This is a genomic window from Salinisphaera sp. T5B8 (genome assembly GCF_040361255.1).
GTDB lineage: Bacteria > Pseudomonadota > Gammaproteobacteria > Nevskiales > Salinisphaeraceae > Salinisphaera.
Genome location: NZ_APNG01000027.1, coordinates 21619 through 40271, shown reverse-complemented (window position 1 = coordinate 40271; position 18653 = coordinate 21619). Strand labels below are relative to the sequence as shown.

At 62.9% G+C, this 18653-nt stretch carries 19 protein-coding genes; 10 read left to right on the top strand and 9 right to left on the bottom strand.

Translation table 11 applies throughout. The features are described from left to right. Nucleotides 1-54: 54 nt before the first annotated feature. Nucleotides 55-1101 carry a methyltransferase domain-containing protein gene (locus T5B8_RS18075; protein ID WP_353180763.1) on the bottom strand — a complete coding sequence of 349 codons (1047 nt, stop codon included), beginning with the start codon at nt 1099-1101 and terminating at the stop codon, nt 55-57. Nucleotides 1102-1215: 114 nt separating this feature from the next. Beyond that, entirely contained in the window at nt 1216-2745 is a 1530-nt protein-coding gene (locus T5B8_RS18070) for a methyl-accepting chemotaxis protein (protein WP_353180762.1), read from the bottom strand. 155 nt (nt 2746-2900) lie between these two features. Here T5B8_RS18070 and T5B8_RS18065 point away from each other — a divergent pair, with 155 nt between their 5' ends. The 4 genes from T5B8_RS18065 (at nt 2901) to sat (ending at nt 6498) form a co-directional block, all read left to right on the top strand. Next, entirely contained in the window at nt 2901-3155 is a 255-nt protein-coding gene (locus T5B8_RS18065; RefSeq protein WP_353180761.1) for a Trm112 family protein, read from the top strand. 112 nt (nt 3156-3267) lie between these two features. After that, the gene (locus T5B8_RS18060; RefSeq protein WP_353180760.1) at nt 3268-4614 is read left to right on the top strand and encodes a dihydroorotase; all 1347 of its coding nucleotides are present in this window, start codon (nt 3268-3270) and stop codon (nt 4612-4614) included. A gap of 88 nt (nt 4615-4702) precedes the next feature. Beyond that, nucleotides 4703-5137 carry a ferric iron uptake transcriptional regulator gene (gene fur, locus T5B8_RS18055; RefSeq protein ID WP_293623592.1) on the top strand — a complete coding sequence of 145 codons (435 nt, stop codon included), beginning with the start codon at nt 4703-4705 and terminating at the stop codon, nt 5135-5137. Nucleotides 5138-5313: 176 nt separating this feature from the next. Then, the gene (sat, locus tag T5B8_RS18050) at nt 5314-6498 is read left to right on the top strand and encodes a sulfate adenylyltransferase (RefSeq protein WP_353180759.1); all 1185 of its coding nucleotides are present in this window, start codon (nt 5314-5316) and stop codon (nt 6496-6498) included. Between the two features lie 95 nt (nt 6499-6593). Here sat and T5B8_RS18045 read toward each other — a convergent pair whose 3' ends face one another. Genes T5B8_RS18045 through T5B8_RS18030 form a run of 4 tightly spaced genes read right to left on the bottom strand, consistent with a single transcriptional unit; the run spans nt 6594 to nt 8447 of the window. Further along, entirely contained in the window at nt 6594-6806 is a 213-nt protein-coding gene (locus T5B8_RS18045) for an acetyltransferase (protein WP_353180758.1), read from the bottom strand. After that, nucleotides 6803-7159: a DUF488 domain-containing protein gene (locus tag T5B8_RS18040; protein WP_353180757.1), complete on the bottom strand. Its 357-nt coding sequence runs from the start codon at nt 7157-7159 to the stop codon at nt 6803-6805. The genes T5B8_RS18045 and T5B8_RS18040 overlap by 4 nt, the downstream gene beginning before the upstream one ends. 26 nt (nt 7160-7185) lie before the next feature. Further along, nucleotides 7186-8127 (bottom strand): cation diffusion facilitator family transporter, encoded by a 942-nt coding sequence (locus T5B8_RS18035; RefSeq protein WP_353180756.1) that lies wholly within the window; start codon nt 8125-8127, stop codon nt 7186-7188. A 5-nt stretch (nt 8128-8132) separates the two neighbouring features. Continuing rightward, nucleotides 8133-8447, bottom strand: a complete 315-nt coding sequence (locus T5B8_RS18030; RefSeq protein WP_353180755.1) for an ArsR/SmtB family transcription factor — start codon at nt 8445-8447, stop codon at nt 8133-8135. Nucleotides 8448-8532: 85 nt separating this feature from the next. On the opposite strand from T5B8_RS18030, the gene T5B8_RS18025 reads away from it, so the two are divergent. Then, nucleotides 8533-9234: an HAD family hydrolase gene (locus tag T5B8_RS18025; RefSeq protein WP_353180754.1), complete on the top strand. Its 702-nt coding sequence runs from the start codon at nt 8533-8535 to the stop codon at nt 9232-9234. 412 nt (nt 9235-9646) lie between these two features. On the opposite strand, the gene gltX is transcribed toward T5B8_RS18025, so the two are convergent. Beyond that, complete coding sequence (gltX, locus tag T5B8_RS18020) at nt 9647-11071, bottom strand: glutamate--tRNA ligase (protein WP_353180753.1); 1425 nt, start codon at nt 11069-11071, stop codon at nt 9647-9649. Nucleotides 11072-11219: 148 nt separating this feature from the next. Here gltX and T5B8_RS18015 point away from each other — a divergent pair, with 148 nt between their 5' ends. The 3 genes from T5B8_RS18015 to T5B8_RS18005 are packed head-to-tail and all read left to right on the top strand — an operon-like array spanning nt 11220 to nt 12892. Then, on the top strand, nt 11220-11657 hold the full coding sequence (locus T5B8_RS18015) for a MarR family winged helix-turn-helix transcriptional regulator (protein ID WP_353180752.1): 438 nt from the start codon (nt 11220-11222) through the stop codon (nt 11655-11657). Continuing rightward, the gene (locus T5B8_RS18010; protein ID WP_353180751.1) at nt 11654-12400 is read left to right on the top strand and encodes a siderophore-interacting protein; all 747 of its coding nucleotides are present in this window, start codon (nt 11654-11656) and stop codon (nt 12398-12400) included. The genes T5B8_RS18015 and T5B8_RS18010 overlap by 4 nt, the downstream gene beginning before the upstream one ends. A 27-nt stretch (nt 12401-12427) precedes the next feature. Then, nucleotides 12428-12892: a GNAT family N-acetyltransferase gene (locus T5B8_RS18005; protein WP_353180750.1), complete on the top strand. Its 465-nt coding sequence runs from the start codon at nt 12428-12430 to the stop codon at nt 12890-12892. A 9-nt stretch (nt 12893-12901) separates the two neighbouring features. On the opposite strand, the gene T5B8_RS18000 is transcribed toward T5B8_RS18005, so the two are convergent. Continuing rightward, the gene (locus T5B8_RS18000) at nt 12902-13777 is read right to left on the bottom strand and encodes a LysR family transcriptional regulator (RefSeq protein ID WP_353180749.1); all 876 of its coding nucleotides are present in this window, start codon (nt 13775-13777) and stop codon (nt 12902-12904) included. A gap of 88 nt (nt 13778-13865) precedes the next feature. Here T5B8_RS18000 and T5B8_RS17995 point away from each other — a divergent pair, with 88 nt between their 5' ends. Then, a complete protein-coding gene (locus T5B8_RS17995; protein ID WP_353180748.1) occupies nt 13866-14612 on the top strand; it encodes an NAD(P)H-dependent oxidoreductase in 747 nt (248 codons plus the stop codon). 167 nt (nt 14613-14779) lie between these two features. After that, on the top strand, nt 14780-16285 hold the full coding sequence (locus T5B8_RS17990; protein ID WP_353180747.1) for a DASS family sodium-coupled anion symporter: 1506 nt from the start codon (nt 14780-14782) through the stop codon (nt 16283-16285). 75 nt (nt 16286-16360) lie between these two features. Here the strand turns inward: T5B8_RS17990 and metE are convergent, their stop codons facing one another. Continuing rightward, nucleotides 16361-18637 carry a 5-methyltetrahydropteroyltriglutamate--homocysteine S-methyltransferase gene (metE, locus tag T5B8_RS17985; protein WP_353180746.1) on the bottom strand — a complete coding sequence of 759 codons (2277 nt, stop codon included), beginning with the start codon at nt 18635-18637 and terminating at the stop codon, nt 16361-16363. Between the last annotated feature and the right edge of the window lie 16 nt (nt 18638-18653).

Below are 18653 nucleotides of genomic sequence, written 5' to 3'. Positions count from 1 at the left end.
ATTGACGCCGATTAGGAGGAGCGGATCCATCTCATCCACCTACGCGGCCCCGAGCTAACAGCAGCCACCGGCCTCGGCTTTTGCGGGCGACTCCTCATCGAAAGGCAGTGTCGTGCCACAGCCGGCAAAGATGCCGTAATGGGTATCGAAATTGCCGATGAACTCGAAATGCGCAGCGAAACGGCTCTCGGCGAGCATGCGCCAGGTATTGCCGCAGACGGGAAATACCCGGCCTGTTTCGATTCTGTGGTGGCCATCGAGCACGAAGGCATCCGGCATGTCGGCGAGCGTGCCCTGATAGATCACCGCCTGGCCGTAGTCTTCACAGGCCGGCTCCAGCGCATCGATATTGAATAGGCGATAGGTTGCCGAATAAAAACGGATACTGCCCAGACGCGCTTCGATGGCCGGATTGTCGATGCCCAGGCGCCGCGATTCCACCAACCGCGGATCGCCAAAGCCACTGGCGCGGGCGAGATTTTCGAAATCGTTCCAGTAGAGCGCGCCAGCCAGACATTCGCCGTAGAGCACCGGATCGCGCGCGAGCTCGGCCGGCACGCGGCGGTCCGCATAGACATCCGAAAAATAGAATTCGCCGCCGGGTTTGAGCAATCGTTTGACGTCGGACAGCACCTTGGCCTTGTCGGTACTCAGGTTGATCACGCAGTTCGAGATCACGATATCGAAGCTCGCCGGCGTCAGATCGAGTTCGTCGAGCGCTTCGATATAGCCCTTGAGAAAACGCACGTTGGAACGCTCGAAGCCGAAAGCCTGCCGATGGTAGTCCTGATGTCGGCGCGCGACTTCCAGCTGTTCGTCGGTCATGTCGACACCAACGACTTCACCCGCTTCACCCACCAGGGCCGACAACAGATAGACATCACGCCCGCTGCCACTGCCCAGATCGAGAATACGCATACCCTCGAGCGCGGCCGGAGCGACCAGGCCACAGCCGTAGTAGCGGCTGACCACTTCGTCGTGGAGCCTGGCCAATACCGGTTTGAGATGTTCAGGCGGGGCCTGATCGCAACAGGCCGTGGTGGCCAGATCCTGGCTGCCGGTGAGCTGACGGCCGTAGTAGTCCTTGACCTCGTCGCGCATGATCGCTCGTGTGCAGGAGAACGGGCGACCCAGCATATATTAATCCGGCGCCCGGACAGTCGACATGGACCGCTGTTTTCAATCGCGTCGCGACGTTTTGCCGCAGCGCCCGGCTCAGGTCGGCAAGACGCCCCGACGTACGGACTCGGTCACCGATTCCTTGGGTGGACGCTGACGATGGCGGCGTTCGCGTCGCCCGCCGGGCCCGGCGATATCGTCGGCAGGAATCCGAAAATAACCGATTGCCTCGCCCAGCAGATCGGCTTCGCGATTCAGGCGATCGGCGACCTCGCGCGTGGTTTCGATGGATTGCACCGAGGCAGCCATTGCCTGCTGCATGGCGCGAATGCCCTCGTCGAGCACATCGAGCCCGACCCGTTGCGCCCCGCCCGAGGCACTGATTTCATGCATGCGCTGCTGGATCTGTTCGAACACGTCGACCACGGCCTGCATGCGTTCGGCCGCGCGCTCGACATCGTCGACCCCGGTTTCGACATGGCCAAGCGAATGCTCGACGCGTTCGCGGATCGCGCGTGACACATCGCTGCTGCGCTGGGAGAGCGTGCGCACCTCGCCAGCCACCACCGCGAAACCGCGCCCCTGCTCGCCGGCACGGGCGGCTTCCACTGACGCATTGAGCGCGAGCAGGTTGGTCTGTCGGCTGATCGCATCGAGCTCGCCGAGCAGCCGGGCGATATCGCGCGCGCTTTCATCGACCCGGGCCATCGTATCGTCCAGACGTTTTACGCTCTGCGCGCTCTGATCGAGCGCGCCGCCCACATTGGTGGCCAGTTCCCGAGTCTGCTCGGCCTGGCCGATGCTCTCACGGCTGGCACTGCCCAACTTTTGGGTGCTCGTGGTCATGCGCTCGATATGCACACCGCTACGCTCAGCCTGAACCTGCAGCCGTTGTTGTGCCTGCGTCGCATCACCGCTGAGCCGGCGTACCGCATCCGCGGCCTTGCTGGCCGTAGCCAGGCGTTGCGAAAACCGCGCTTGCAGACGCGCGACTGCCGCAATCGCCGGTCGCTGCAGTTGCGCCGGGGCAAACATCTGGGTCAGCGTGCCGCGTTCGGCGGCTTCGGCGAATGCCTGAATATCGAACAGGTCCCGAACCGCCCGGCCCGACAGCTGCGCCAGATATACGAGCACGCTTGCATAGGCCAGCAGCGCGCCCACATGCATCGCCAGCCGGCTCATCAGGGCTGTGCCATCACCCGGCTCGGCATAAAGCGTAACCAGACCCCGTGATTGCAGATAAGCAAACAAACACGCATGCAGGATCGCCATGGCGGTCGCCGTGACGATGACACGCCTGTCGGCATAGGCCACCAATGCCAGCAACCCGATGAAACCCCCCAGATGCGCTTCGGCCATGCCGCCGCTCTGTTCGACCAGCAGTGCCGCGAGCACGACGAACTGCACCGCCAGCATGAGCGCGCTGGCCCGCGTGCCCGGCGCGAAAAATACCCCCAGCAGGCTCAACGCTGCACTCGGCACGATCACGACCAATGCGAGCAGCAGGCTGGCAGTGGCCAGCCCCACCCCCAGGCACAGCAGCATGAAACCAAGCGCGATACAGGCCATATGCGGATGGATGCGCTGTCGATAGGCGCTCGTGAGGGAGTCGGTCGCGTCTTGCATGCCATTCTCTTTGCGCGTGCAACGCACGCTCGCGCGCAGCCACGCCTGATGTCCTGACAACGGATAGCGGCCAGTGGCGCGGTTTCTTGAATCGCGCGCGGTGCGCATCGTGGCGATGCTAGAATCGCCGGCCTGGATCCCAACGAGTGGCCTTCGTGGACAAGAAACTGCTGGATATTCTGGTGTGCCCGGTATCGGGCGCGGCGGTCACGCTGGCCGATCAGGACACGCTCACGCGCCTTAACGCGCGGGTGGATGCCGGCCAGGCACGCTATGCCGACGACCGCCCGGTCGACGCCCCGCTCGAGGCCGCGCTGGTCACCGCCGATCGGCATACCGCCTATCGCGTGGACGACGGCATTCCGGTGATGCTGCCCGAGCGCGGCATCGACCTGTCGAGCCCGGCTTAAAGACAATCACGCGGCGCGCGAGACTGCGCCCGCCCGCGATGGGCGCGTGCGTGGACTCGTACGAAACGGCCACAGGTCATAAACTGGGGCAAATTCCTACCCGCCTCGCCGCATGACCGATTATCTGATTGCGAACGCCTGTCTCGTTAACGAAGGCCAGCGCAGCGATGCCGATGTGCTGATTCGCGACGGGCGTATCGAAAAGATCGCCCCACAGATCGCTGCCCCCTCCGATGTCGAAGTCATCGACGCCCAGGGCCACTACCTGTTGCCTGGCATGATCGATGACCAGGTGCATTTTCGTGAGCCAGGGCTGACCGACAAGGCCGATCTGGCCAGCGAATCGGCCGCGGCGGTGGCCGGTGGCATCACCAGCTTCATGGACATGCCCAACGTCAAGCCGCCGACCGTCGACCACGACGCGATGGTGGCCAAGCATGCGCTGGCGAAAGGCCGCTGCACGGCCAACTACGGGTTCCACTTCGGTGCCACCAACGACAACATCGAAGAAATCAAGAAGCTCGACACGCGCCTGTCGGCCGGCGTGAAGATCTTCATGGGCGCCTCGACAGGCCGCATGCTCGTCGACGACGACACGGCGCTCGAACAGATCTTCGAACATTCGCCGCTGACCATCCTCACCCACTGTGAGGACACGCCGATGATCGAGGCCAACGCGCAACGCGCGCGCGATCTCTACGGCGAGGATGTGCCCATGAGCGAGCATCCGGTGATTCGCTCGCGCGAGGCCTGCTATGCATCGTCGTCCAAGGCCATCGACCTGGCCCGGCGTCACGGTGCACGGCTGCATATCCTGCATATCACCACCGCCGACGAACTGGATCTGTTCGAAACCGGGGCGATGGCGAACAAGCAGATCACCGCCGAGGCCTGTACCCATCATCTGTTTTTCGAGGACAGCGATTACGCCGCCCGCGGCACGCTGATCAAGTGCAACCCGGCGATCAAGACCCACGCCGACCGGATGGCGCTGTTGAAAGCGGTGGCCGACGACCGCATCGATGTATTGGCCACGGATCACGCACCGCATCAACTCTCGGAAAAGAATCAGCCCTATTTCGCCGCGCCCGCCGGCCTGCCACTGGTCCAGCATGCGATGCCGTCGCTGCTCGACCAGGTTAGCGCCGGGCACTTCAGCCTGGAACAGCTGGTCACCAAGAGCGCGCATAATGTCGCCGATCGCTTCGATATCGAAGAGCGCGGCTATATTCGGGAAGGCTACTGGGCCGATCTGGTGCTGGTGGATATGACCGGTCAGACGGTGGTCGACCGGGAACCGATTCTGGCCAAGTGCGGCTGGTCGCCGTTTGCCGGCCATACGTTTGAAAGCCGCATCATGAGCACTTTCGTGTCTGGCCAATTGGCCTATCATGAAGGTAAACTTAGCCAAGGCTGTATCGGCCGAGCGCTGACCTACGATCGCGATCACGCGCGTTAGGACGGCGCCACGACCGGGCTGAAGCATTCAGCGCCCGGACGGTCCTGATCGACACGGGCCGTTCTGCGATTCATCGAGGTGCCGACGCATGGAAACCAGCGATCTGCGCAAAGCCGGACTCAAGGCGACACTGCCGCGCCTGAAAATCCTGGAAGTGCTGCAAAACAATCGGGAAGATCATCTCTCGGCCGAAGACGTCTATCGCCGCCTCATGGCGGAGGACGAAGACATCGGCCTGGCCACGATCTATCGCGTGCTGTCCCAGTTCGAGGACGCGGGCCTGGTGATTCGCCACCATTTCGAGGATGGCCATGCCCTGTTCGAGCTCGAACAGGGCCCGCACGATCATCTGATCTGCGTGAAATGCGGCAAGATCGAGGAATTCTTCGATACCGAGATCCAGCAGCGCCAGCGCGACGTGGCCCAGAAGTCCGGCTTCGACCTGTCCAAGCACACGCTCGTGCTCTACGGCGAGTGCCGCGCGGACAACTGCGAAAACGATACCAGCAAGAAAAGCTCGTAAAGGGCTGTCCCGCCCGTCACGGGCAGGCATTGCGCGCCCCCCAAGCGCAATACGTTAGAATCCGCAAACTTGAAACCGAGCGCCCACAGTCCAGCGAGGCCGTGGCCGCTCGCGCGTGAGCGCCGATTCGGCCACGCGATTCGTTTTTGCCATTCGACAATGCAAGGCGCGACGACATGATCAAACCGCACGGTTCCGATACGCTCAACCCGCTGTACGTGGCCGACGAGGCCGACCGCGAGCAACTGATACAGGAAGCCCACGAACTGCCGGCGATCACCGTCAGCTCGGCGGCCGCGGCCAACGCGGTCATGCTCGGCGCCGGCTATTTCAACCCGCTCACCGGCTTCATGAGCAAGGCCGATGCGTTGTCGGTCGGCGAAAACCTGCGTACCGCCGATGGATTGTTCTGGCCCGTGCCCGTGCTCAACCTGGTCGACGACATCGAGCCGATCAAGGGTGCGGCCCGTATCGCCCTGCGCGACCCGAACGTCGAAGGCAACCCGGTGATCGCGGTCCAGGATATCGAAGGCATCGACGAATTCAGCGAAGACGAGCTGAACACGCTGGTCGAACAGATCTTCACCACCGGCGACGACGAACATCCCGGCGTGGCGACCTTCAAATCGCTTGGCCGCCATGTCGTGCATGGCCCGATTCAGGTGCTGAACTTCAGCTATTTCGAAAAGGATTTCCCCGACACCTTCCGTACCGCGCAGTCGATTCGCGACGAGTTCGCCGAGCGTGGCTGGGAAAAGGTCGTGGCCTTCCAGACCCGCAATCCCATGCACCGTGCCCACGAGGAACTGTGCAAGATGGCGCTGGAGGCCACCGGCGCCGACGGCATTCTGGTGCACATGCTGCTGGGCAAGCTCAAGCCCGGCGATATTCCGGCCAACGTGCGTGATGCCGCCATCCGTACGATGGTGGACCACTATTTCCCCAAGAACACGGTGATGATCACCGGCTACGGCTTCGACATGCTCTATGCCGGCCCGCGTGAAGCCGTGCTGCATGCCGTGTTCCGCCAGAACGCCGGCTGCTCCTATCTCATTGTCGGCCGTGACCATGCCGGCGTGGGCGACTTTTACGGCCCCTTCGATGCCCAGACCATCTTCGAGGAGCGCGTGCCCGACGATGCCCTGGAGATCGAGATTTTCGCGGCCGATCACACCGCCTTTTCGAAGAAACTCGGCAAGGTCGTGATGATGCGCGACGTGCCCGACCACACCAAGGACGACTTCGTGCTGCTCTCGGGCACCAAGGTGCGCGAAATGCTCGGCAACGGCATCGCCCCGCCCGAGGAATTCTCGCGCCCGGAAGTCGCCGAGATTCTGATGCAGTACTACCAGAGCAAGTAGCTCGCTCGACGCTCGCGCGTCGTATCAAAGCCCGGGTGCGCAGGACGCCGCCCGGGCTTTTTCATGCCTGCCCGCGGCGCGGCTATGCGCCTGGGCTATCCCCTTTGCCGGGTATATTCGGCCGCCGAGGCGTCGCCGTAGCCCAGGATCTCGGCCATATCGAGACGACGTATCGCGCTGATCGCCATCTCCAGTGCGCCTTCCCCGCACAGACCGGCGATAGCGGCCTCCTCGTAACCGGCGAGTGCGGCTTCGATACAGGCTGCGCGGATGCGTTCGGCCTCGTTCATGCCGGTCGTGTCGCTCATGCCGCGTCTTCCAGCCAGTCCTTGAGCACGACGGCGTGGTTGCATTCGGTATCGCGGGCGGCAAAAAGCAGCGTTATCTTGTCCTCCCGGGCCACGATTTCGCGCAGGGCGTCGAGATCCTCATTGTCGGAGCCATCCAGCTCGGCGCGATAGCGCTCGCGAAATGTCTCCCAGCGATCGCGATCGTGGCCGAACCAGCGCCGCAGATCGCGCGACGGCGCCACCGACTTGTACCAGTCGTCCAGTTCCACATGGGCTTTCTTGACGCCGCGCGGCCACATGCCGTCCACCAGAACGCGGCGTCCGTCGTTCTCGGATACCGAGTCGTAGATACGCTTGAGTTGTATCGACATGGCCGACCCCTGCCCGTTGTCTGCCCTTAAGTGGCCACGCCGCAATCCGAATCCATTGCACAGGCCATCGCGGTCTGGCGGTCTTCCGGCTGCAGCGTGGTATGGGTGATGGAAAATCGCTCGGCGAGCAGTGTCTGCAGCCGCGGCAGGATGGCCTGCCAGTCGCTCATGCGACTGATCTCGATATGCGCGGCCAGCGCGCGCTGGCTCGAGGACAGGCTCCAGATATGCAGGTCGTGCACCGAGTGCACGCCTTCGACGCCCGCCAGTTCATCGCTCACACGCGCAGCATCCAGCCCCTTGGGCACGCCTTCCATGAGTACATGCACCACGTCCTTGAGCAGCCGCCACGCCGAAACCAGAATCAGCGCGCTCACGCCTAGTGACAACAGCGGATCGATGGGCATCCAGCCGGTGAGCAGGATCACCGCACCCGCCACGATCGCGGCTACCGAACCCAACAGGTCGCCGATTACGTGAATCAGTGCGCCGCGCACGTTCATGGTCTGTTCGCCGCGCATGAGAATCGCGGCCACGACGATATTCATCACCAGACCGATGCCGGCAATGATCATCACCGGCATGCCGGCCACGTCGCGCGGCTCGGCAAAGCGCTGGATCGCGGAAACGGCGATCGCGACGACCACGGCGATCATCAGCACGGCATTGATCAACGCACCCAGCACCTCGGCACGCTGCAGGCCGAAGGAATGCACCTTGGAAGCCGGGCGCTTGGCCATCCAGGCCGCCAGCGCGCCGATCGCCAGCGACGAGCTGTCGGTGAACATGTGCCCGGCATCCGACATCAATGCCAGCGAGTCCGCCCACCAGCCGCCAACCGCCTCGACGAAGGCAAAGGCCAGCGTCAGACACAACGAGAACAGCAGCACGCGGCCGCTGCCGCCGTGATGATGATGCCCGCCCAGACCGTGATCATGGTCGTGGTCGTGATCGTGTGCATGGCTCATGGCGTCTACGCCTCGTCGCTGTGCCGGACCATATCTCGCAGCACACGCTGTACATGCGCGTCGGCGGCGACATAGAAGACCTGTTTGCCGCGCCGTTCGGCGCGTAGCAGGCGTGCCGAGCGCAGCAGGCGCAGATGATGGCTGGCCAGCGACATGGAAATATCGATATCGGCCGCCAGCGTCTGCACGCTCTGCGGCTCTTCGAGGCAGGCATAGACCAGCGACAGGCGATTGGGCTCGCCCAGCAGGCGAAACATTTCGGCCAGGCGCGAGGTCTGGCCGGTGCTCAGCACCTGCAGTTCTAGATAGGTAGTGGACATGCGGACCTCGACAATTGAACAAGCATTGTAGCGAGCGCGTGGCTGTTATGGTATTTCCCTTGATACGAATCCGGTCACCCGCGCGTTGCGATATCGGCTGCTCAGTTTCGACGGCGACATGACGCTCTGGGATTTCGACACCGGCATGCGCACGGCGCTGGAACGGGTGCGCGGGCTGCTCATCGACCGGCGCCCGCATCTGGCCGCGACACTCGTCAATATCGCGCCGATGATGGCGATACGCGATCGCATCCTCGCCGCTGAAGGCGCCTCGGGCCTGTCGTTTGCCGAGATTCGCCGGCGTGCGTTTCAGGCGCTGCTCGCCGAACACGATCGGCGCGATGACCGGCTGGCCGATCAACTCTATACGGCTTATCTGCAATACCGGCTGGGTTCGACGCCCTTGTATGCCGACACCGCCCCGTTTTTCGCCGGTCTTGATCCGGGTCCGCGCCTCGCGCTGCTTTCCAACGGCAACACCCATCCACAGCGGCTGGGGATCGCCGATTACTTCGACGTAATCGCGTTTGCCGACGACGCCCACCGTCCCAAACCGGCAGCCGACATGTTCTCGCACGCGCTCATGCATACCGGCTGCAGCCCGACAGAAATGATCCATATCGGCGACGGGCTGGACACCGATATCGCCGGCGCCAACGCGATCGGCGCGACGTCGGTCTGGCTCAACCGCGAAGGTAGGGAGAATGACACGGCGATCGTGCCCGACTACACGATCACGAGCCTGGCCGAATTGAACGCCCTGCTTTACCGGCATCGCCGTATGTAGATTTCGGTGTTCGCCGGCGCGATGGCTTCGTTCTTCAAGCGCAACCGCAGATTTCGCAGATTACACAGATGAAAAGCGCTCGGCCCATGCGTCGGACAGCAACGAACGGCCGCGCCTTCCTGTCTTTGATCTGTGCGATCTGCGTCGATCTGCGGACCACGGCTAATGCCGCCGATGCTGCAGCGCCAATACAGTCGATGTCCCAACGCGGCCAAATCAATGAATCGGCGTGACCGGCGGATAAATGACTTCTTGATGCGTTATAAACTCAGCTAGCTGTGCGCAAGCAAGCAGGTTTACCCGCCCCTAACCGCGAACGACAGATCGCTCGAGGGGCCAAGTGGCCTGATGTTCACCCCGTAGGCTGAACTTTGTACATGATCAAGTCCGTTGATGTGCCGGGTATATAACCCTATCCCTCGGCAAACGCGACCACCGCCGCATCCAGGCGTGCCAGCGTTTCATCGCGGCCGAGCAGAACGAGTGTGTCGTCGATCGACGGCGACACGGGCCCGCCGGTCACCGCGATACGAATGGGCTGGGCGACCTTGCCCATGCCGACCTCGTTGTCGGCCGCGACCTGCTTGACCACCGCACTCGCGGCGTCGCCGTTCCAGTCGTCCAGTTTCGCGAGTCCGTCGCGTACCTGGGCGAGCAGATCGGGCGTGGCGGTCTTGATATGTTTCTTGACTGCCTTGGGCTCATATTCGCTCACCGGCTGGAACACGAACAGACTCTGCTCGGCCATTTCCCGCACCGTCTTGCAGCGGCCTTTCTGGATCGCGGCGATCTCGGCCAGGCGCGTATCGTCCACGCCTTCGATGCCCAGCCGTGCCAGATGCCAGCGCAGCTCGCCCACCAGCGCCTCGGGCGCGGCCATCTTCAGGTGTTCCTGATTCACCCACAGCAGCTTGTCCGGATCGAAGGTCGAGGCCCCGCCCTGGACATGCTCGATATCGAAATGCTCGAGCATCTGTTCGCGGGTGAAGATTTCCTGATCCCCATGCGCCCAGCCCAGGCGCACCAGATAGTTCAGCAGCGCGCCCGGCAGGAATCCTTCTTCGCGATAATGCATCACACCCACCGCGCCATGGCGCTTGGACAGGCGCTTGCCGTCGGCGCCCAGAATCATGGGCACATGGGCATAGACCGGCAGCTCGGCAAAGTCGCCGATCAACGCTTTCAGGATGTTGATCTGGCGCGGTGTGTTGTTCACATGATCGTCGCCACGAATGATATGGGTAATGCCCATATCCATATCGTCGACCACCACACAGAAGTTGTAGGTGGGCGTGCCGTCGGCACGGGCAATCACCAGATCGTCCAGCTCGGTGTTGGAGATGGTGATATCGCCCTTGACGATGTCGTGGATGACGGTCTGACCATCCAGCGGCGTGGCAAAACGGATGACCGGGTCCACGCCTGCGGGCGGCTCCGGCAATGTCTTGCCCGGCATCGGCCGCCAGGTGCCGTCGTATTTCGGCTTTTTGCCCTTGGCACGCGCGGCCTCACGCATGGCTTCGACCTCCTCGGCGCTCGAATAGCAGCGATAGGCCTTGCCTTCGGCGAGCAACCAATCGATGACTTCGGCATAGCGGTCGAAGCGCTTGGTCTGGTAGTAAATCTCGCCGTCGTGCTCGAGATCGAGCCATGCCATGGCATCCAGAATTGCCTGCACGGCCTCGTCGGTGGAGCGCTCGCGGTCGGTATCCTCGATACGCAACACGAAGCGCCCACCGCTGGCTTTTGCATGCAGCCAGGAATACAGCGCGGTGCGTGCGCCCCCGATATGCAGATAACCGGTCGGCGACGGCGCGAAACGGGTAGTGATCGTCATGACAAAAGGCCGGGCAGGGAATGACAGGCGGCGTAGTTTAACAACCCGCCAGATTACGGGTGGTCTGATTGCGGACCGGGCAGCGCATTAGTTGACAACGTCAACCAATGCACAAATAATTAGTTGCCTTGGTCAACTAACTGCCGCCATGCATTCACCGATCGGCGAAACCCTGCATCAGCTGCTGCACGCCTATAAACGCGCGATGCGTGACGGCTACGCGACAGCGGGCATCGAGTTGAGCGTCGCCCAGATCCGCATGATCAAAGGCATTGCCAGCCACCCCGGCACATCTGCCCAGGACATCTCTGCGCGCGCACGCCAGGACAAGGGCCATATCGCCCGCCTGATCAAGGATCTCGAAAGCGAAGGCCTGCTCACGCGCTACCCGCATCCCCAGGACAGCCGCTATCGACAACTGGAACTCACCCCAGCCGGCTCCACCATGGCCGAGCGCATTCGCACGGTCGAAGCCGAGGCCGGCGCCCGCATGGCCCGCGCACTGCCCGAGACCGATATCAAGCGCTTCGTCGAACTCGCGGAATCGATGATCGTCAATCTCGAGACCCACGAGAACCCGCAATGAGCCGAAAAGCCCCGCCCCGTAATTTCACCGTGCTCGACAAGAACGAAATCACGCCCAACATGTTGCGCATCACGCTGGGCGGCGAAGGCATGATCGACTTCCCGGCCGACCAGCCGAGCGCCTATGTGAAGCTACAGCTCCCGCACCCGGAGCGTGAAAGGCCGTTGCTGCGTACGTACACCATTCGTGCCCAGCGCCCGGATGCCGTGGATATCGATTTCGTCCGCCACAGCGACGATGGCCCGGCTGCCCGCTGGGCAGAAACCGCCCAGCCCGGCGACCACATCGCGATCGCCGGCCCCGGTCCCAAAAAACGTGTCGATGCCAGCGCCGACTGGGTGCTGCTCATCGGCGACATGACCGCCCTGCCCGCGATCAGCGCCAACCTGGAACAGCTGCCGGCCGACACCCGCGGCCATGCGGTGATCGAAGTGCTCGACGAACGCGATATCCAGCCTTTGGCCGCGCCACAGCCCGTGCAACTGCATTGGGTGATCAATCCACACCCCGGCGAGAACAGCGACGCCCTCCTCGATGCGGTCTGTGCAATTGACTGGCTCGCAGGCCGCGCCGCGATATGGTGCGCCTGCGAATTCCAGGCCATGCGCCGCCTGCGCACCTACCTCAAGCAAGAGCGCAAGGTCGCGCGCGAGGACATGTATATCTCCAGCTACTGGCAGCACGGCGCTAACGAAGAAAGCCACAAACAGGCCAAGAGCGCCGATGCCGAGCGTGCCGGCTGACCGCGTTCAACAACACCGGGAGTGACCATGTCCGAACTCGTTTTTCGTATTGCACGGGCCGCAGATCTCGACGCCCTCGTGCAGCTGCTGGCCGACGATGCCCTGGGCGCGACACGCGAGTGCCCTTCCAACCCGTTGCCGACAAGTTACAAACAGGCGTTCGCAGCGATCGATGCCGACGCCAACAACGAACTCATCGTCGCCGAGCAGGACGGCGAGATCGCGGGCATGCTGCAGCTAACCTATATCCCCTATCTCACCTATCAAGGCAGTTGGCGCGCGCTGGTCGAAGGCGTACGCATCGCCGGTAGTCGACGCGGCCAGGGCGTCGGCCGCAAGCTGTTCGAATGGGCGATCGAGCGCGCAGAAGAACACGGCTGCCGACTCATCCAGCTCACCACCGACAAACAACGCCCCGATGCCCTGCGCTTCTATGAAAGTCTGGGTTTCGTTGCATCCCACGAAGGGCTTAAACGCACGCTCGGCAACTGAATCGGCGGCCTATCCACCCGCCAGTCGCGAACACACATCCGGGCTGGCGAACGCGTCGATAAGTGCATCTCTAAGTGCACGAACGCGTGCCGTGCGTCGCATGTCCGGATGCACAAGCAGCCAGGCCGGCGTGGCCAATTCCGGTATGGGCGTGCCAACGCGCAGCAGTTGCGTATCGGTATCGGCGAGATAACAAGGCAGCAGCGCATCGCCCAGGCCATCGGCGGCCGCACGCTGTATGGCAAGCATGCTGTCGAGCTGCAAGGCGATGTCGTCGGCGTCGACGCGGGCCGCCATCCAGCGATGCAAGGCCGCAAACGATACGGCTTCGCTCAACCCGACCCAGGCGTTGGGTGGCGGCGCATGCTGCGCGCAGCGATAGCGCGCGATCGCAATCTCGCCAAGCCGCTGGGCAATCAACGGGTCCGGCGGCGCGTCGGCGGCACGAATCGCCAGATCGGCATCGCGGCGTGCCAGATCGAGGGGCGCGTTGGACAAACGCACATCCAGACGAATAGCCGGGAAACGTTGACGAAACGCTGCCAATACGGGCGAAACAAGGCCGTGCAGCAGCGTATCCGTGGTGGTCAGGCGTACCGTGCCGGCTGCCTGAAAATCACGCCCGGCCATACGACGCGCGGCATCCACCACCGCGCCGTCCATATCGTCGGCTACGGCCACCCATTCAGCGCCAGCGGCGGTCGGTACATGACGACCACGATCACGCTCGAACAGCCGGGTGCCCAGTGCGCGTTCGCAGGCGATTAGTCGCCGATAGACCGTGGCGTGATGCAGGCCCAGCGTGCGGGCCGCACCGGCCAGCGTCCCGGCCCGTTCAATGGCCAGCACCAGACGCAGATCGTCCCAGGCGATATCAGCTTGCATAAACGCAAACCTATTTCTCGTTTCTGTCTATTTCGCGACGATATCGCAAACCACAAACTGCGCGCCTGGTTTTCTAAAGGCCCGCGCCATGCACGCCCATATCGTATTCGCCCATCCCGAACCCGCCTCCTTCAACGGCGCGCTCGCCGATACCGCCGAGCAAACACTTGCCGACAAGGGGCATACCGTCACTCGTTCGGACCTCTACGGCGAGGGTTTCGACCCGGTCGAAGGCCCGGCCCGCTACGACACACGGGCCGACACGGCCTATTTCTCGGCGCTGACCGAACAACGCCATGCCGGCGACCAGCAACGCCGTGCGGCGGACATCCAACACGAAATCGATCGTCTGCACGCGGCCGATCTGGTCATCCTGCAATTCCCGCTGTGGTGGCATGCCCAACCGGCCATCCTCAAGGGCTGGTTCGACCGCGTGTTCGTCTATGGCGCGCTCTATACCGGGCGCATGCGCTACGACGAAGGCGTTTTTCGCGGCAAACGGGCCATGCTGTCGGTGACCACCGGCGGCCCGGCCCGGACATTTTCGCCCTACGGCCGCGGCGGGCCGATCGAACGCCTGCTCTGGCCGACGCACTACTCGCTGCACTACATGGGCTTCGATGTATTGGCGCCGTTCGTCGCCCACGGTATTCAGGGCGGCGGGATCGCGTATCAGGATCGCGACGGCTTCGACGCCCACCGGCAGGGCTGCCGGCAACGCTGGACCGAGCGTCTGCAACGCTTTGCTACCGATCGGCCGATTCCGTTCACCGGCTGGGCGGACTGGAATGACGGCGTGCTCGCCGACGATCATCCCCAGCGCTGGCTTGGCTGAGACAGACAAAGACGCCCCGGCGCTCGCGCATCTGATTTATATCAAAGGTCGCCGGCCGGGGCCGTGTTTCGATAAGCGCGTGTAGCTTTTACGCGCGCCGGGATGATTCGATTGAACGCGGGCGCGCCCACGACTTCTCCCAACCCGTGAGCGACAAGACGAACACGATGATCGGCCCCCTTCGCGACACATGGCTGTTTTTCCGGCAGACGATTCCGTTTCGTATCGTGCCCGCCGCCATTGCGACCGCGGTACTCGTGGGCATGCTGTTGATGCCGACGCCCGCCGGGCTGACGCCGGATGCCTGGCGGCTGGTGGCGATCTTCGCGACGACCATTGTGGCCATCATCCTCAAGGTGATGCCGATCGGTGTCATGGCGCTGATGGCGATCGTGGTCGTGTCGCTGTCGCAGGTCACCGCGGACAGCTCCGGCGCGGCGGTCGCGGATGCGCTGGACAGCTTCTCGAGCCCGCTGATCTGGTTGATCGTGGTGGCGATCATGATCTCCTGTGGGCTCAAGAAAACCGGTCTGGGCAGTCGGATCGGGCTGATCTTCATCCGCCTGCTTGGTCGGCGCACGCTGGGCGTTGGCTACGGCATCGCGGTTTGCGATCTGGTGCTCGCGCCGCTCACGCCCAGCAATACCGCCCGCGGCGGCGGCGTGGTCCACCCGATCATGCGCTCGATCGCCGATGCCTTCGATTCCGATCCCGACAAGGGCACCGAGAACCGGATCGGGCGTTATCTGGCGCTGGTGAACATGCATGCCAATGCCATTACCTCGGGCATGTTCGTGACCGCCACCGCCCCCAACCCGTTGGTGCTCAGCTACGTTTCGCAGGCCACGGGCGGCAATTTCAACCTGAGCTGGACGACCTGGGCATTGGCGATGCTGGTGCCGGGCCTGGCCTGCCTGGTGTTGATGCCGCTGGTGCTCATGCTGCTGGCGCCGCCGGAATTGAAGCGCACGCCCCATGCCGTGGAATTCGCCCAGGCCGAACTGGAAAAGAAGGGCCCGCTCAGCGGCGCCGAACGCGTGATGATCGCGATCTTCGTGCTGCTGCTGATTCTGTGGGCGAACGTGCCCGCGATGATTCTCGGACCGAGCTTCGAGCTGAGCCCCACCGCGGTCGCCCTGCTCGGCCTGTTCCTGATCGTGATCACCGGCACGATCGACTGGAACGATGTGCTCGCCGAGAAGAGCGCCTGGGACACGCTGATCTGGTTCGGCGCACTCGTGATGCTGGCCGCCCAGCTCAACGAACAGGGCGTGATCGAATGGTTCTCGGGGCTCATCCAGAGCGGGCTGAGCGCGCTGGGGCTGAGCTGGCTGACGGCCGCGGCCCTGTTGGTGCTGCTGTTTTTGTATTCCCACTATCTGTTCGCGAGCACGACGGCCCATATCACCGCCATGATGCTCGCATTCCTGAGCGTGGGTGTAGCGATCGTACCGGCCGACTATACCGAGGCATTCGTGCTCATGATGGTGGCTGCCTCCACCATCATGATGGGGCTGACCCATTACGCCACGGGCACGTCGCCGGTGATCTTCAATAGCGGCTATGTAACGATGGGCCGCTGGTGGTTGGCCGGCTTCGTGATGTCGGTGATCAATATCCTGCTCTTCGCCACACTCGGCATCGCCTGGTGGAAGCTGCTGGGCTACTGGTAAGCACGACCATCAAAAACGCCCCGGCGAACCGGGGCGCTTTGTTACGCCCAACTGCGTATCACCTCAACACCGGGCTCAGGCCGCGCGTTGCTCACGCAGTTGGCGGGCGGCTTCCACCATGTGCTGCAACGCCGGCTCCACTTCGGCCCAACCACGGGTCTTGAGCCCGCAATCCGGGTTCACCCAGATGCGCTCGGCCGGCAACACGTCGCTGGCTTTTTCCAGCAGCTGGATCATTTCGCGCGTATCCGGCACCCGCGGGCTGTGGATGTCGTAGACGCCGGGGCCGATTTCATTCGGGTAGCTAAACTGCACGAAGGCATCCAGCAGCTCCATCTGCGATCGCGAAGTTTCGATCGAGATACAGTCGGCATCCATCTCGGCGATCGCCCCGATGATGTCGTTGAACTCCGAATAGCACATATGGGTATGGATCTGGGTGTCGTCGGCGACCCCGCAGCTGGCCAGCCGGAAGGCATCCACCGCCCAGCGCAGGTATTCGTCCCACTGCGCACGACGCAGCGGCAATCCTTCACGAAACGCGGCCTCGTCGATCTGGATCGCGGCCAGACCGGCGGCTTCGAGATCGCAGACCTCGTCGCGAATGGCCAGGGCGACCTGTTTCACCGTTTCGGACCGGGGCTGATCGTCGCGCACGAACGCCCATTGCACCATTGTCACCGGGCCGGTGAGCATACCTTTCATAGGCTTGTCGGTCAGCGACTGGGCATACTTCGACCATTTCACGGTCATGGGTTCGGGCCGTGAGACATCGCCGAAGATGATCGGCGGCTTCACATAGCGGCTGCCATAACTCTGCACCCAGCCGAACTTGGTGAACGCATAGCCGGCCAGCTGTTCACCAAAATACTCGACCATGTCGTTACGCTCGAATTCGCCGTGGACGAGCATGTCGAAGCCCATGGCTTCCTGCATTTTCACGGCTTCGGCGATCTGTTCTTCCAGAAAGGCGTCGTAGTCGGCATCGCTCATATCGCCGCGCTTGTGCGCCGCGCGTGCCTTGCGCACGTCCTGGGTCTGCGGGAACGAACCGATGGTGGTCGTCGGATAGGCCGGCAGCTTGAGCTTGGCGTGCTGTTGCTCGGCGCGCTCGGGATAAGCCGACAACCGTTTCATGTCCTTGTCGCTCACCGCGGCCAGGCGCTGCTTGACCGCTGCGTCATGGATACGCGCCGAATCCGCACGGTCGGCCATGGCCTCGCGATTGGCCGCGAGCATGGCCTCGTCCAATTTGTTGTCCAACGCGTCGGCCAGAAATACGATCTCGTCGAGCTTTTCCTCGGCGAAGGCGAGCCAGTTTCTGAACTCGTCGTCGAGCCGAGTTTCACTGCGCAGGGTGACCGGCGAATGCAGCAAGGCACAGGACGGGCCCACCATCAGGCGCTCGCCGCCGACTTCACCATGCGCGGGTTTGAGTCTATCGAGCGCTTTCGACAAGTCGCTCTTCCAGATATTGCGACCGTCCACGATGCCCACCGACAGCCACTGCTCATCGCCCAGGCGCGCGGCCACGGCTTCGATTTCTTCCGGTGCACGCACGCCATCGATATGCAGCGCGGCGACCGGCAACGCGGTAAACAGCTCGCGGTTGTCGGCCAACGCCCCGAAATAGTTGGCCACCAGGATCTTGATACCCGTCACGCCGGCCAGCGCGTCGTAGGCCTTGCGGATGACCTCGCGCTGGGCATCGTTCAAATCCAGCGAAAAGACCGGTTCGTCGATCTGCAGCCATTCGGCGCCCTGTTCGGCCAACCGTTGGGCGATCTCGACATAGATGGCAATCAGATCGTCGGCGAGGTCGAACTTGTTCAGATCGGAGCCGTCGGTGACCTTGCCGAGGGTCAGATAGGTCGCCGGACCGACGATCACCGGCTTGGTGACGATGCCCTGCGCCTTCGCCTCGTCGAACTCGTCGAAGATCTTCGTGCCGATCAGCTGGAACGACGTCGCACGCGTAAATTCGGGCACGAGATAGTGATAGTTGGTATCAAACCACTTGGTCATTTCACAGGCGATGGCCGTATCCGTGCCACGGGCCATGTCGAAGGCCACGTCGATATTCATCGTCTGGCCGTCCCAGCCGAAGCGCTCGGGCACATTGCCAACGAGGCACGACAAGTCGAGCACCTGGTCGTAGAACGAGAAATCGTTCGACGGAATCAGCTCGATACCGGCGGCCTGCTGTTTTGCCCAGTTGGCTCGACGCAACTCGGCCCCGGTGGCCTGGAGCCCTGCGTAATCGAGTTCGCCTTTCCAGTAGGCCTCGGTGGCTTTCTTGAGTTCGCGGCGTTCGCCGATACGCGGGAAGCCGAGGTTCTGGGAAATCGTCATGGTCGCTCCGGTGGTT